Raw genomic sequence first — 13,410 nt, 5'->3', positions numbered from 1 at the left:
GTCAGGGCGCGAGGAGCAGGCTGTCGCCCCGCTCCTTGGCGGCGGCGTAGCGCCTGGCCACGTCCTGCCAGTTGACGACCTGCCACATCGCCTCGATGAAGTCGACCTTCTGGTTCCTGTACTGCAGGTAGAAGGCGTGCTCCCAGGCGTCGAAGACGAGGACCGGGGTGGAGCCCTGGCCGACGTTGCCCTGGTGGTCGTAGACCTGCTCGACGATCAGCCGGCCGCTGAGCGGCTCGTAGGCGAGCACGCCCCAGCCGGACCCCTGGGTGGTCGCGGACGCCTTGGACAGCTGGGCCTTGAAGTTCTGGAACGAGCCGAAGGACTCGGCGATCGCGTCGGCGAGTTCGCCCACGCCGTCCTTCTCCAACGGCTCGCCGCCGCCGTCGCCCGTCATGTTCTGCCAGTAGATCGAGTGCAGGATGTGGCCGGAGAGGTGGAAGGCCAGGTTCTTCTCCAGGCCGTTGATCGAGCCCCAGGACTCCTTGTCCCGCGCTTCGGCGAGCTGCTCCAGCGTGTCGTTGGCGCCCTTGACGTACGCGGCGTGGTGCTTGTCGTGGTGCAGCTCGATGATCTCGGGGCTGATCACCGGGGCGAGCGCCGCGTAGTCGTACGGAAGTTCCGGGAGCGTGTAAACAGCCATGTCCAACGTCCTCCGACGTTATTGCGAATGATATGCAGCTGCACGCTAACAGTACTAGCAATCCTCTGCCGATCAGGCATTGGACCTAGGACCTCGGTCGTGTCGGGGGACGGGTGCACGGTGGCGGGACCGCGCCACGTGGGTATGCTCGCCGCCGTGTCCACAGCTGATCTCCGCCCATCGCCCCAGGCCACAGCGGTCGCACGGGCGGGCGGTGACGCCTGCACCGGGTCGCCGCGACCGCACGCGGCGGACGACGGGACGCCGGCCCGAGTCCGCATGCCGGGCGGCGCCCTGACCGCCCGTCAGGGCGAGGCGCTCGGGGACGACCCCATGGCGCGGGGTGGTCGTTCCGCCGCGCGGGGAACGGCGGAGTCGCTCGCCCGGCTCTCCGCCGCCGGTCTTACACCGGCCCCGCCTAGCCCTGACGGCACGTGGGCGCCTGCGTCGGGACACCCGGGTGCGCCTGAGCCCACGCCGACGTACGTGTCGAACCCTTCCCGACCCGCCACCGCCCTGGCGGCGATCACCTCATGAGCCGTACCACGACCAGCGAGAGCAGCGAGACGAACACCGTGACCAGCTATGACTACGAGAAGGACGGCGCGGCCATCTACCGTCAGTCCTTCGCCACCATCCGCGCGGAGACCGACCTCACGGGCCTGCCCGCCGACGTCGGCCAGGTGGCGGTCCGGATGATCCACGCCTGCGGAATGGTCGACCTCGTACGGGACTTGGCCTACACGCCGGCCGTCGTGGCCGCCGCCCGCGAGGCCCTGCGCGCCGGTGCGCCCGTCTTCACCGACGTCCAGATGGTGGCCAGCGGCGTGACCCGCAGGCGGCTGCCCGCCGCCAACGACGTGCTGTGCACCCTGTCCGAGCCGGGCGTGCCGGAGTTGGCGGCCAGGCTGGGCACCACGCGCAGCGCCGCCGCGCTGGAACTGTGGCGGGACCGGCTGGAGGGCTCGGTGGTCGCCGTGGGCAACGCGCCCACCGCGCTCTTCCGGCTGCTGGAGATGATCGAGGAGGGCGCGCCCCGCCCCGCCGCCGTCATCGGCGTCCCGGTCGGTTTCGTCGGGGCCGCCGAGTCCAAGGAGGCGCTGGCCGCGAACCGGTTGGGGCTGGAGTACCTGGTGGTGCGGGGCCGTCGGGGCGGCAGCGCCATCGCCGCCGCCGCGCTCAACGCGATCGCGAGCGAGGAGGAGTGAGCCGCCGCCTGTAGGGGCGGTGCCGCCGGGCGGCGGGGGCGCCGCGTGCGTCAACTCCGCTCGGAGGGGGCGGGCTGCGCCAGGCCCGCCGTCCACTTCTCCTCGATGCGGCCGACCTTCCACACCACCAGGGCCACGATCCAGGTGGCGAAGAACAGGCCGACGATGACGTATCCGACGATGTTCAGGTCGAGGCCGGAGACCCAGTCCCAGAACGGTCCGTGCAGGTCGGCCTTCTCCGCGATCAGGCCCAGCAGTTCGACGGTGCCGATGATGAGGGCGACGGCGACGGACAGGCCGGTGACGGTGAGGTTGTAGTAGACCTTGCGGACCGGCTTGGAGAACGCCCAGCCGTAGGCGAAGTTCATGAACGAGCCGTCGATGGTGTCGAGGAGCGACATGCCGGCGGCGAACAGGATCGGCAGGCAGAGGATCGCGTACCAGGGCAGGCCGGAGGCGGCGCCCGAGCCGGCCAGGACGAGCAGCGCGACCTCGGTGGCGGTGTCGAAGCCGAGGCCGAAGAGGGCGCCCAGGGGGTACATCTGCCAGGGCTTGGTGATCGACTTCATCAGGCGGCCGAGGATGCGGTTCATGAAGCCGCGCTTGTCGAGCTGCTCCTCCAGGGCGGCCTCGTCGAAGTGTCCGGAGCGCATCTCGCGGAAGACCCGCCAGATGCCGGCCATGATCACGATGTTGATGAGGGCGATGGCGTAGAGGAAGGTCCCCGAGACGGTCGTACCGATCCAGCCGGTGACGCTGTGCAGCGTGGAGTCGTCGTTCTGGACCGGTCCGGCCAGCTCCTTCACTCCGAGGGAGAGCAGGACGGCGAGCGCGAAGACGATGCTGGAGTGGCCGAGGGAGAACCAGAAGCCGACCGAGAGCGGGCGCCGGCCGTCGTTCATGAGCTTGCGGGTGGTGTTGTCGATGGCGGCGATGTGGTCGGCGTCGAAGGCGTGCCGCATGCCCAGGGTGTAGGCGGTGACGCCGATGCCGATGCCGAAGGTCTTCGTGCCCAGGCTGTAGTGCTCCGGGGCGACGATCGCGACCAGGACGAACCAGCCGATGACGTGCAGCGCGAGGATGAAGGCGGCCATTCCGCCGAGGCTCAGCCACTCCTTGCGGGTCATCGAGGTGCGGACGCGGTGCCACGACAGCCCGCGTGCACCGGCTGGGGAGGCCGGAGCGGCGGAGGCGGAATCGGGAGCGATGGTCATGGAGGGCGTGGGCCTTACTTCTCGGCGAGCGGCTGCTTTCAGCCGCGCCCTCCAGGTTTCTGCGAAGTTGTTGCAGGTACAATCCACAGGCGGCAAAGCCCGGGCCAGGTTTCAGTCAGCGCGCGGAAAAGGGCGCAGGCCGAAGCGATCCGCCAGCCAGCGAGCCGCCCCCTCCGGGTCCGGTACGACCGGAACGCTCGCGGGGACCGGCGGTCTGCGCACCACGACCACGGGCAGCCCGGCCTCCCGGGCGGCCGTCAGCTTCGGCGCGGTGGCCGCTCCCCCGCTGTCCTTGGTCACCACGACATCGATGCGGTGACGGCGCAGCAGCTCGCGCTCCCCGTCGAGGGTGAAGGGGCCCCGGTCGAGCAGCACCTCCGTGCGCGGCGGCCGCGGGGGCTCGGGCGCGTCCACGGACCGCAGGAGGAACCACAGGTCGGCGAGGTCCGCGAAGGCGGCCAGGCCCATCCGTCCCGTGGTGAGGAACACGCGCCGGCCGAGCGCGGGCAGCAGCCCCGCGGCCTCCTCCAGGGAACCGGCGTCGTGCCAGCGGTCGCCCTCGACGGGGGTCCAGCCGGGGCGGCGCAGGGCGAGCAGGGGAACTCGGGCGGTCGCGGCTGCCCGTGCCGCGTGGAAACTGATCGTGCCGGCGAAGGGGTGGGTGGCGTCGATGAGCGCGTCCACCCTCTGCTCGCCCAGCCACGCGGCCATCCCCTCGGCCCCGCCGAAGCCGCCCACGCGCATCTCGCCCGGGGGCAACCGGGGGCCGGCGACCCGTCCGGCGAGGGAGCTGGTCAGCCGCAGGCCGGGCGTGTCGTGGAGCAGTTCGGCGAGGCGGCGGGCCTCCGTGGTGCCGCCGAGTATCAGTACGTGCACGGGAGTCCGGGTCCGATCATGAGCAGTGAGGTACAGGGTGCCGGCAAGGCGGAGGGGGCCGTCGTGCCCTGCCGGAGCACACGGGCCCGCGGCCCGGCCGGACCACCGGCGCCGGTGCGACGGCGGCCACGACGGCCGCGTACACCGCGCTGCTGACCGGCGGGTTTCCCGGCCCGGTGGCGATCACCCTACCCAAGGGGCGGACACCGTCCCTCGCGCTCGCCGCCGAGGAACTGACCGGCGCGACCGCGATGACGGAGTGGTCGAGGACGCGGGCGCGGACCAGGACGTCACGCGCGGCGCGCCGATCGGAGCCACCGCCCGGGCGGCTGACCGCCGGGGCGGTACGTCGATGACGGGGACGCCGTCACCTCGGCCGGGGTGTCGGCCGGCATCGACATGGCTGTGCGTCCGGTCCGCCAGGTCCCACGAGAAGTGCGTGGCGCGCGCCTCAGCGAGACGCGTGGTCGGCCGGGCCGCCCTGCCGACGGACATCCCGCGGCAGGGCGACGTCGGCCTCCTACTCGCTCCGGGTTCCGGCGGAGCGGCCGCGCAGGACGGCGAACACCGCGGCGGCCAGACCCAGCAGGCCCACCACCAACCCGGCGGCGCCGAGTCCGCGAGCGGTGGAGTCACTGTCGGCCTCGGCAGACGCGGACGTGGACGTGCTTGCGCTCTTCGTGTTCGCCGACGGGGCCGACGTCGCGTCGTCGGCCCCGTCCTGCGCGCCCTTGGCGGTGAGCCTGACGACGGGCGCCGGGTTCTCCGGCTCCTCGTCGCCCGGGGCCGCGTCCTCGATCCAGCGGACCGTCTTGCCGTCGGAGTAGGTCTGCAGGGTCTTGAACGTCAACTGGTCGGCGTCGTCCGGGAGTTGCCCGAAGGCGACGTCGAAGTCCTCGTACTGGCCGGCGCCGATCCTGCCGCCCGTCCAGGTGATTTCGGAGGCCGCCTCGGTGATGGCGCCGTCGTCGGTCTTGACCGGCGTCTTCAGCTTCGTGGTGGTCACCTTGGCGGTCCAGCCGTCGTGCGGCGAGACGAGCACGCCGAGGACGGGGTGGTCGGTGGGCAGGAAGACCTGGACCTTGGTGGTACCGGCCGTGTCCTCCTCATTGGGGACCCGGAAGGTCAGGACACCGTCCGTGGCGCCCTTGGCGTAGCTCTCGGGGTGGACGGTGACATGCGCGGATGCGGCGCCGGCGGCGGCGAGGACTCCGGCCGCGGCGAGCGCGGTGACGGCGCCGGCCCGGCGCAGGGTGGAGATACGCGTGATGGACATGGGTGAGTGGATCTCCGTACTCGGGAAGGGATGTCGAGGTTCAGAACGCGTACGACATCCCCGCCGGCGGCCCGCGCCGGTGTACGGCGTACCGCAGCCGCGCCTGCCGCGGCGACCGCGTCTCCTCGGCGGCCCGGCGCCCGGGGCGCGGCACGACCGGTACGCCCCGCGCTCCCCGCGCCACCTGCCACCAGGCGGCGAGCCCGGGCACGAGGGCGACCGCCCACCGCAGCAACGACCACAGCGCGGCCTCGCCCCGCCGCAGCCACCAGGTCAGCACGAGGGCCGCCGTGAGGTGGACGGCGGTGGCGTGCGGCGTGAGCGCGTGGGCGGAGGAGTGGGACATGCGCATGCCGTGCACGGCCATCACGGCGTGCGGCCGGGTCGAGGCGGTGGCGAACGCGAAGTGCAACCCGCCCTGGGCCCCCAGCGTCCCGCCGGCGATGCCGGTCAGCGACCGCTCCCGCCCGCCCAGCAGGAGGCCGGCCGCGAAGACGGAGACGCCCCCGCCGACCTGCGTCCACACCGGCGGTGCCACGCCCGTGGCCAGCACATGTCCTCCGGCGGCGAGCAGCACGCACAGCACGGCGAACACCGCCGCGCGCAGACTCCGTACCCCCGGGGACGCCCTCACGGCACCCGATGCTGTCACGCAGCCGGAAGATCTCTCCCCCCGCCCACGCATACGCACCACCGCCCGCGGCCCTCCGTCGCCGAACCCTGCCTCCTTCTTACGGGTCGTACGACGGTGCCGTTCAGTTCCCGGCCCCTCGGCGAGAGTGCGGCGCCCGGGCCGCACCGTCAGCGCAGGACGACGGTGCGCCTGCCCTGGACGAACACCCGGCCTTCGCAGTGCCATCGGACCGCTCGGGCCAGGGCGGCCGACTCGGCGTCGCGGCCGATGGCGGCCAGGTCGTCGGGGGTGTGGCTGTGGTCGACCTGGATGACTTCCTGGGCGATGATCGGGCCTTCGTCGAGGTCGGCGGTGACGTAGTGGGCCGTCGCGCCGACGAGCTTGACGCCGCGCTCGTGGGCCTGGTGGTAGGGCTTGGCGCCCTTGAAGCTGGGCAGGAACGAGTGATGGATGTTGATCATCCGGCCGGCCAGTCGGGTGCACAGGCCGTCGGACAGCACCTGCATGTAGCGCGCGAGCACGGTCAGGTCGACGTCGAGCGAGTCGATGATCTCCAGCAGCCGGGCTTCGGCCTGCGGCTTGGTCGCGGCGGTGACCGGCACGTGGAAGAACGGGATGTCGTGCCAGGCGACGAGCTCCTCGTGGTCGCGGTGGTTGGAGACCACCGCGACCACGTCGACGGGCAGGTCGCCGCTGCGGGTGCGGAAGAGCAGGTCGTTGAGGCAGTGGCCGTAGCGGGACACCATGACCAGCACGCGGCGCCGGGTGCTGACCGGTTCGAGGTGCCACCGCATGGCGAACGGGGCGGCCACGGCGGCGAAGTCGCGGCGCAGGGTCTGTGTGGCGTTCTCGCTGCCGGAGGTGGCGAAGTGCGTCCGCATGAAGAAGTGGCCGTCGCGACGGTCACCGAACTGCTGGTTGTCGATGATGTCGCTGCCGTGTTCGACCAGGAACCGCGAGACGGCGAGGACGATGCCGGGAGCCTCGGGACAGTCGAGGGTGAGGACGTGCTCGGCCGGCGCCGTGGCGGGATCGGTCGGCGAGTGGGCGGGGGACGTGGCAGAAGCCGGGGAATCAGTCATGGTGTCACCGTTCGATGACGTCGGCGGCGAGGCCGCCGAGCGCGGTTTCGTTGTCCTTGGCGTACGTGACCTTCCTGTCCCGGCTCAGGGCACCACCGGGCCGCGGTACTCGCTCATCGCGTCGATGAGCCAGCGCGCCAGGTAGTCGGCGAACGAGGAGCGCGGGAACAGGCGATACGTCGGCGCGTCGTCGACCTGCCAGAGCAGTACGGCGACGGGGCCCACCGTGGTCGACACCGCCCGGCCGGGACCGAAGGCCCGGGGGTGCAGGTCCAGCGGGCAGCCCTTCTCCAGCACCTGCCGGGCGGACGGGCCGCTCAGCTCCAGCGTGGTGCGGTTCGCCGAGACGTCCACCACCGAGCCCGGGTCCGAGCCGAGCGCCTCCCGCAACTCGGCGGCCACGGTGGGCGCGTCCGCCTGGGACAGCACGAGCCACTCGTCGGGGCCGAGCCAGACGACCGTGTGGGGGCCGGATGCGGTGGTGTGGCCGCACCGCCGCGGGAGCGGTGCCCCCAGGGTCTTCCCGATGCGGTCGGCCGCTTCGGAGCCGGGGTCGACGCGCAGGTTCACCATGGTGACGAACGGCCACTCGGTCAGCGACACGCCGCGCGCGCCGGTGACGGAGGCGGCGCGCATCCGCTCCGCCAGGTGTGCCAGGGGGCTCGTGCGCAGTGCCACCGGGCCTGAGCCTGCGTCTGTGCCTGCACCCGTGTCGAACGTGGGCTCAGCCATCGCGCTTGGTCCCTTCGGGGTCGTAGAGGACGAAGTCGGTCACCTCGACGGGCACCAGGTCCTCGCCCACCGGGGCGAGCAGGGTCTCGCCGATCCGCGCCCGCCCGCCGGCGACGAGGGCGAGGGCGAAGGGGCGGCCGAGGGCCTGGCTGTGGTAGCTGGAGGTGACGTGGCCGAGCATCGGCACCGGCCCCGCCTCGGGGGTGACGGGCACGTCCGGCGCGACGAGCTGGGTGCCCTCCGGCAGCCGGGTCGCGCGGTCGCTCGGCAGCAGGCCGACCAGTTGCCTGCGGTCGGTGCGGGAGGTGTCGGCGCGGGCGTGGGACCGCTTTCCGATGAAGTCCTTCTGCTTCGAGACCACCCAGGACATGCCCGCGTCCTGCGGGGTGACCGTGCCGTCGGTGTCCTGGCCGACGATGATGTAGCCCTTCTCCGCCCGCAGGACGTGCATGGTCTCGGTGCCGTACGGCGTGATGCCGTACGGCCGGCCGATCGCGTACACCTCCTCCCAGACGGCCAGGCCGTACCACGCGGAGACGTTGATCTCGTAGGCGAGTTCGCCGGAGAAGGAGATCCGGCAGATGCGGGCCGGGACGCCGGAAGCCAGGGTCGTCTCGCGGAAGGCCATGAACGGGAACGCCTCGGCGGACAGGTCCACGTCGGGGGCGAGCTGGGCGACGACCTCACGCGACTGCGGGCCGACGACGGCGATCGTCGCCCACTGCTCGGTCACCGACGTGCAGTGGACGTCGAGTTCGGGCCACTCGGTCTGCAGCCACTCCTCCAGCCAGTCCAGGACCCCGGCGGCGCCGCCGGTCGTGGTGGTCATGAAGTAGCGGTTGTCGTCGAGGCGCAGCGTCACGCCGTCGTCGAAGATCATGCCGTCGGGCTTGCACATCACGCCGTAGCGGGCCGTGCCGGGCTTGAGCTTCTTGAAGGCGTTGGTGTAGACGCGGTTGAGGAACTCGCCGGCGTCCGCGCCCCAGATCTCGATCTTGCCGAGGGTGGAGGCGTCCATGAACGCCACCCCCTCACGGGCCGCGCGGCACTCGCGGGCCACGGCCGTGTCCATGTCCTCACCGGGCCGCGGGTAGTACCAGGGGCGCTTCCACTGCCCGACGTCCTCGAACATCGCCCCCTGCGCGACATGCCAGCTGTGGATGGAGGTCGTGCGCTCCGGGTCGAACAGCTCGCCGCGCTCCCGCCCGGCCAGGGCGGCGAACGCCACCGGGGTGTACGGCGCCCGGTAGGCCGTGGTGCCGATCTCGCCCGGGGAGGCGTCCACGCCCAGGGCCTCGGCGATCACACCGATCGCGTTGACGCCGGACGTCTTGCCCTGGTCGCCCGCGGTGCCGAGCGAGGTGTAGCGCTTGACGTGCTCCACGCCGCGCATGCCGGCGCCGGTGGAGCGCCGGACGTCGGCGACGGTGACGTCGCGCTGGAGGTCGACGAAGTGGGTGTCCCAGGTGCCGGGTTCGCTGTCGGGGCCGGCACCGGGTGCGGGGACCAGCCACAGGGCGCGCACCGGTCCGGCTCCGGAGCGCGCGTCGCCGGGCGCCGGTACGGGAACCGGGAACCCGGCCTGCGTCGCGGCCCTCGCACCGGCCCGCGCCCCTTCCGCCAGACAGCCGTCGAGGTCGTACGTCCCGCGGGCCGCACCGACGACCTGCTGGTCGCGTACGGTGCCGTCGGGGACGAAGGCGACCAGGTCCTCGTCCCAGCGCAGCCGTCCCTGGCGCTGGCTGTGCAGGTGCACCACCGGGCTCCAGCCGCCCGAGACGGCGAGCAGGTCGCAGTCGAACGACTCGGGGTCACCGGTGAGCCGGCCTGCGGCGTCGAGGGCCTGGACGGTGACGCCGGTGAGCCGGCCTTCGCCCGCCGTGTCGACCACCGCGCTCCCCGTCAGCACCCGCACCCCGGTCGCCACGGCGACCTCGGCGGCCCGGTGGGACAGTTCGGGGCGCGCGTCCACGACGGCGGCGACGCCGATCCCGGCGGCGCGCAGGTCGGCGACCGTGTCGTAGGCGCTGTCGTTGGTCGTGCTCACCACCGCCCGCGTGCCCGGGGCCACGGCGTACCGGTTGAGGTACGTGCGCACGGCCGCGGCGAGCATCACCCCGGGGCGGTCGTTGCCGGCGAAGACCAGCGGACGCTCGTGGGCGCCGGTCGCCAGGACGACTCGGCGGGCTCGGATGTGCCACAGCCGCTGGCGGGAGACGCCCTCGGACGGCGCGGGGGCGTCGGCTCCGAGGTGGTCGGTGCGCCGCTGGAGGGCCAGCAGGTAGTTGTCGTCGTACGACCCGAACGCCGTGGTGCGCCGCAGTACGACGACCTCCGGGGCGGCGTCGAGGGCCGCGCGGACCTCGGCGACCCAGTCGAGGGCGCTCTGCGCGCCGACCTGCTCGGTGCGCCCGGAGAGGAGCGAACCGCCGGGCTCGGGCTGGTCGTCGACGAGGATCACTCGGGCGCCGGAGCCCGCCGCGGCGGCGGCGGCCGCGAGTCCGGCGGGTCCGGCGCCGACGACCAGGACGTCGGTGTGCGCGTACTTCTTGTCGTAGACGGCGGGGTCGGGCGTCGGGTCAAGCTGCCCCATCCCGGAGAGGGTGGTGGCGGTCAGGCCGTCGTGGAGCTCCACGGTCGTGGCCGGGAGCATGCCCTCGGAGCATGAACCGTCGATCTGCAACAGGGCGTTGGGTTCCTCGACGCCCGCGGCGACGATGCCGCGCGGGCGGCCGCGGTAGAGCGACGGAGCGACCTCGACGAGGCCGTTCGCCAGCATCGCCGAGGCGACGGTGTCGCCGGGGTGCCCGGTCAGTTCCCGTCCGTCGACGGTGAACCGCAGCACGGTCCCGCGGTCGACGCGGCCCCCCTGCCGGAGCCGGAAGTGCTGGTCGGTCATCGGATCCCTCCGGCCTGGGGCAGTTCGGGGCGCGGCTCGTCGAGCCGGTAGACGGCGAGCACCTCGTGGGTGGCGGTGTCGCGCAGGACGTTGAACCAGCGGCGGCAGCCGGTGCTGTGCACCCACCGCTCGGCGAAGGGGCCCTTGGGGTTGTCGCGGTAGAAGACGTACTCGGCCCACTGTTCGTCGGTGAGGTCCTGGGGGTTCTCGGGATGGGGGACGTGGGCCTGTCCGCCGTAGTGGTACTCGGTCTCGTCACGGGGACCGCACCAGGGGCAGCTGATCAGCAGCACGGTGTCCTTCTCTCAGCAGGCTCTCAGTGGGCCACGGCCGCCGCGCCGTGTTCGTCGATCAACGCGCCCGTCGTGAAGCGTTCGAGGGCGAAGGGTGCGTTCAGCGGATGCGGCTCACCGGTGGCGATGGTGTGCGCGAAGGTCCAGCCGGCGGCCGGGGTGGCCTTGAAACCGCCGGTTCCCCAGCCGCAGTTGACGTAGAGGTTCTCGACCGGGGTGGTGCCGATGATCGGGGAGGCGTCCGGGGTGACGTCGACGATGCCGCCCCAGGTGCGCAGCACGTGAGCGCGGGCGAAGACCGGGAACAGCTCGACGGCGGCGGCCATCTGCTGCTCGATCACATGGAAGGAGCCGCGCTGGCCGTAGCCGTTGTACGCGTCGACGCCCGCGCCCATCACCAGCTCGCCCTTGTGGGCCTGGGAGACGTAGACGTGCACGTGGTTCGACATGACCACCGTCGGGTGCACCGGCTCGTGCAGTTCGGAGACCAGGGCCTGCAGCGGATGGGACTGCACCGGCAGGCGGAAGCCGGCCAGCCGTGCCAGCACGCTGCTGTGCCCGGCGGCCGCGAGGCCGACCCGGCCGGCGAGGATGCGGCCGCGGTTGGTCTCGACGCCCACGACGCGCTCGCCGTCCTTGAGGAAGCCCGTGACCTCGCAGCCCTGGATCAGGTCCACGCCCATCTCGTCGGCGCGACGGGCCAGCGCCCAGGCGACGTGGTCGTGCTTGGCGATGCCGGCCCGCGGCTGGAAGGTGCCGCCGAGGACCGGATAGCGGGTACGGGACGAGACGTTGAGGATGGGACAGACCTTGGCGACCTCGTCCGGTTCGAGCCACTGGGCGTCGACTCCGTTGAGGCGGTTGGCGTTGACGCGGCGCACGCCCTCGCGGACGTCCTGCAGGGTGTGCGCGAGGTTGAGGACGCCGCGCTGGCTGAACAGGAAGTCGTAGTCCAGCTCCTCCGGGAGCCTCTCCCACAGCTTGAGCGCGTGCTCGTAGATCGCCGCGCTCTCGTCCCACAGGTAGTTGGAGCGGATGATCGTGGTGTTGCGGGCCATGTTGCCGCCGGCCAGCCATCCCTTCTCCAGGACGGCGACATTGGTGATGCCGTGGTTCTTGGCGAGGTAGTAGGCGGTGGCGAGGCCGTGGCCTCCGGCGCCGACGATGACGACGTCGTACGAGGAGCGCGGCTCGGGGTTGCGCCACAGGAAGTCCGGGTGCTCCGGCAGCGGCTCGGCGGTCATGCCGCGTCTCCGTTCAGGTGGGGGTAGAGGGGGAAGGCGGACGCCAGCTTCTCGACGCGGTCGCGCAGTTCGTCGTCGGCCTGTTCGCCCTTCAGGGCCTCGGCGATGATGTCGGCGACCTCCCGGAACTCCGCCTCGCCGAAGCCGCGGGTGGCCAGGGCGGGGGTACCGATCCGCAGTCCTGACGACACCATCGGCGGGCGCGGGTCGAACGGCACCGCGTTGCGGTTGACGGTGATGCCGATGCGGTGCAGCCGGTCCTCGGCCTGCCGCCCGTCGAGCGCGGAGTTCCGCAGGTCGACGAGGACCAGGTGGACCTCGGTGCCGCCGGTCAGGACGGTGATCCCGGCTTCGGCCACGTCGTCGGCCAGCAGCCGTCCGGCGAGGATGCGGGCGCCGTCCAGGGTGCGCCGCTGGCGCTCCTTGAACTCCTCGCTCGCCGCCACCTTGAAGGCGACCGCCTTCGCCGCGACGACGTGCTCCAGCGGGCCGCCCTGCTGGCCCGGGAAGACCGCCGAGTCGATCTTCCTGGCCAGGTCGGCGCGGCTGAGGATCACGCCGCCGCGCGGGCCGCCGAGCGTCTTGTGGGTGGTGGTCGTGACGACGTCGGCGTACGGCACCGGGCTCGGGTGCAGGCCCGCGGCCACCAGCCCGGCGAAGTGCGCCATGTCCACGAGCAGGTACGCGCCCACCGCGTCGGCGATCCGCCGGAACGCGGCGAAGTCCAGTCGGCGGGGGTAGGCCGACCAGCCGGCGACGATCATCTTCGGTCGGTGCGCGAGCGCGAGCTGCTCGACCTCGTCCATGTCGATGCGCAGGTCGGACTCGCGCACGTGGTAGGGCACGACGTTGTACAGCTTGCCGGAGAAGTTGATCCGCATGCCGTGGGTCAGGTGACCGCCGTGCGCCAGGTCGAGGCCGAGGATCGTGTCGCCGGGCTGGAGCAGTGCGAACATGGCGGCCGCGTTGGCCTGGGCGCCGGAGTGCGGCTGCACGTTCGCGGCCTCGGCGCCGAACAGTTCCTTCACCCGGGCGACGGCCAACTGCTCGACGACGTCGACGTGTTCGCAGCCGCCGTAGTAGCGGCGGCCCGGGTAGCCCTCGGCGTACTTGTTGGTCAGGACCGAGCCCTGCGCCTCCATGACGGCGGCCGGGGCGAAGTTCTCCGAGGCGATCATCTCGAGCGTGGACTGCTGGCGGCGCAGCTCGGCGTGCACGGCGGTGGCGACGTCCGGGTCGAGCTCGCCGAGCGGGACGGAGAGAGGGGAGGCGAGCGTGGTGAGCGGCGGGTTCGTTGCCATCTGTGCAC

At 72.3% G+C, this 13,410-nt stretch carries 13 protein-coding genes; 2 read left to right on the top strand and 11 right to left on the bottom strand.

Annotation, left to right across the window (positions count from 1 at the left end; translation table 11 throughout):
* Position 1: 1 nt before the first annotated feature.
* Positions 2 to 643 carry a superoxide dismutase gene (locus tag ACPT94_RS03500; RefSeq protein ID WP_360349415.1) on the bottom strand — a complete coding sequence of 214 codons (642 nt, stop codon included), beginning with the start codon at positions 641 to 643 and terminating at the stop codon, positions 2 to 4.
* A 533-nt stretch (positions 644 to 1,176) separates the two neighbouring features.
* Between ACPT94_RS03500 and ACPT94_RS03495 the strand changes: the two genes are divergently transcribed.
* Positions 1,177 to 1,851: a precorrin-8X methylmutase gene (locus ACPT94_RS03495; protein WP_360349413.1), complete on the top strand. Its 675-nt coding sequence runs from the start codon at positions 1,177 to 1,179 to the stop codon at positions 1,849 to 1,851.
* Positions 1,852 to 1,901: 50 nt separating this feature from the next.
* Here ACPT94_RS03495 and nicT read toward each other — a convergent pair whose 3' ends face one another.
* On the bottom strand, positions 1,902 to 3,065 hold the full coding sequence (gene nicT / locus ACPT94_RS03490) for a Nickel transporter NicT (protein ID WP_360349410.1): 1,164 nt from the start codon (positions 3,063 to 3,065) through the stop codon (positions 1,902 to 1,904).
* A 111-nt stretch (positions 3,066 to 3,176) separates the two neighbouring features.
* Positions 3,177 to 3,941, bottom strand: coding sequence for a cobalt-precorrin-6A reductase (locus ACPT94_RS03485; RefSeq protein ID WP_360349407.1), 765 nt, complete (start codon positions 3,939 to 3,941; stop codon positions 3,177 to 3,179).
* Positions 3,942 to 4,009: 68 nt separating this feature from the next.
* Between ACPT94_RS03485 and ACPT94_RS03480 the strand changes: the two genes are divergently transcribed.
* Positions 4,010 to 4,297 (top strand): cobalt-precorrin-5B (C(1))-methyltransferase, encoded by a 288-nt coding sequence (locus ACPT94_RS03480; RefSeq protein WP_425245073.1) that lies wholly within the window; start codon positions 4,010 to 4,012, stop codon positions 4,295 to 4,297.
* A 164-nt stretch (positions 4,298 to 4,461) separates the two neighbouring features.
* Here ACPT94_RS03480 and ACPT94_RS03475 read toward each other — a convergent pair whose 3' ends face one another.
* The 8 genes from ACPT94_RS03475 to glyA form a co-directional block, all read right to left on the bottom strand.
* Positions 4,462 to 5,217, bottom strand: a complete 756-nt coding sequence (locus ACPT94_RS03475; RefSeq protein ID WP_360349404.1) for a YcnI family protein — start codon at positions 5,215 to 5,217, stop codon at positions 4,462 to 4,464.
* A 40-nt stretch (positions 5,218 to 5,257) separates the two neighbouring features.
* Positions 5,258 to 5,851 carry a hypothetical protein gene (locus tag ACPT94_RS03470; protein ID WP_360349401.1) on the bottom strand — a complete coding sequence of 198 codons (594 nt, stop codon included), beginning with the start codon at positions 5,849 to 5,851 and terminating at the stop codon, positions 5,258 to 5,260.
* A 167-nt stretch (positions 5,852 to 6,018) separates the two neighbouring features.
* On the bottom strand, positions 6,019 to 6,933 hold the full coding sequence (purU, locus tag ACPT94_RS03465) for a formyltetrahydrofolate deformylase (RefSeq protein ID WP_360349398.1): 915 nt from the start codon (positions 6,931 to 6,933) through the stop codon (positions 6,019 to 6,021).
* A gap of 84 nt (positions 6,934 to 7,017) precedes the next feature.
* A complete protein-coding gene (locus ACPT94_RS03460; protein ID WP_489686580.1) occupies positions 7,018 to 7,611 on the bottom strand; it encodes a sarcosine oxidase subunit gamma in 594 nt (197 codons plus the stop codon).
* Between the two features lie 46 nt (positions 7,612 to 7,657).
* Entirely contained in the window at positions 7,658 to 10,564 is a 2,907-nt protein-coding gene (locus ACPT94_RS03455) for a sarcosine oxidase subunit alpha family protein (RefSeq protein WP_425245058.1), read from the bottom strand.
* The gene (locus ACPT94_RS03450) at positions 10,561 to 10,857 is read right to left on the bottom strand and encodes a sarcosine oxidase subunit delta (protein WP_360349392.1); all 297 of its coding nucleotides are present in this window, start codon (positions 10,855 to 10,857) and stop codon (positions 10,561 to 10,563) included. Before ACPT94_RS03450 ends, ACPT94_RS03455 begins: the two co-directional genes overlap by 4 nt.
* A 23-nt stretch (positions 10,858 to 10,880) precedes the next feature.
* Positions 10,881 to 12,101 (bottom strand): sarcosine oxidase subunit beta family protein, encoded by a 1,221-nt coding sequence (locus ACPT94_RS03445; protein WP_425245057.1) that lies wholly within the window; start codon positions 12,099 to 12,101, stop codon positions 10,881 to 10,883.
* Positions 12,098 to 13,402 carry a serine hydroxymethyltransferase gene (gene glyA, locus ACPT94_RS03440; protein ID WP_360349386.1) on the bottom strand — a complete coding sequence of 435 codons (1,305 nt, stop codon included), beginning with the start codon at positions 13,400 to 13,402 and terminating at the stop codon, positions 12,098 to 12,100. The genes ACPT94_RS03445 and glyA overlap by 4 nt, the downstream gene beginning before the upstream one ends.
* Positions 13,403 to 13,410: the final 8 nt, after the last annotated feature.

It is taken from the genome of Streptomyces aurantiaciflavus (assembly GCF_049808595.1).
Classification (GTDB): Bacteria; Actinomycetota; Actinomycetes; order Streptomycetales; family Streptomycetaceae; genus Streptomyces.
This window is presented reverse-complemented; position numbering and strand designations above follow the sequence as displayed.

Bases quoted from the DNA above. Each gene is read 5' to 3' on its own strand.
- ACPT94_RS03475 (WP_360349404.1), bottom strand. From the start codon at position 5,217: ATGTCCATCACGCGTATCTCCACCCTGCGCCGGGCCGGCGCCGTCACC.
- ACPT94_RS03495 (WP_360349413.1), top strand. From the start codon at position 1,177: ATGAGCCGTACCACGACCAGCGAGAGCAGCGAGACGAACACCGTGACC.
- nicT (WP_360349410.1), bottom strand. From the start codon at position 3,065: ATGACCATCGCTCCCGATTCCGCCTCCGCCGCTCCGGCCTCCCCAGCC.
- ACPT94_RS03455 (WP_425245058.1), bottom strand. From the start codon at position 10,564: ATGACCGACCAGCACTTCCGGCTCCGGCAGGGGGGCCGCGTCGACCGC.
- ACPT94_RS03445 (WP_425245057.1), bottom strand. From the start codon at position 12,101: ATGACCGCCGAGCCGCTGCCGGAGCACCCGGACTTCCTGTGGCGCAAC.
- glyA (WP_360349386.1), bottom strand. From the start codon at position 13,402: ATGGCAACGAACCCGCCGCTCACCACGCTCGCCTCCCCTCTCTCCGTC.
- ACPT94_RS03500 (WP_360349415.1), bottom strand. From the start codon at position 643: ATGGCTGTTTACACGCTCCCGGAACTTCCGTACGACTACGCGGCGCTC.
- purU (WP_360349398.1), bottom strand. From the start codon at position 6,933: ATGACTGATTCCCCGGCTTCTGCCACGTCCCCCGCCCACTCGCCGACC.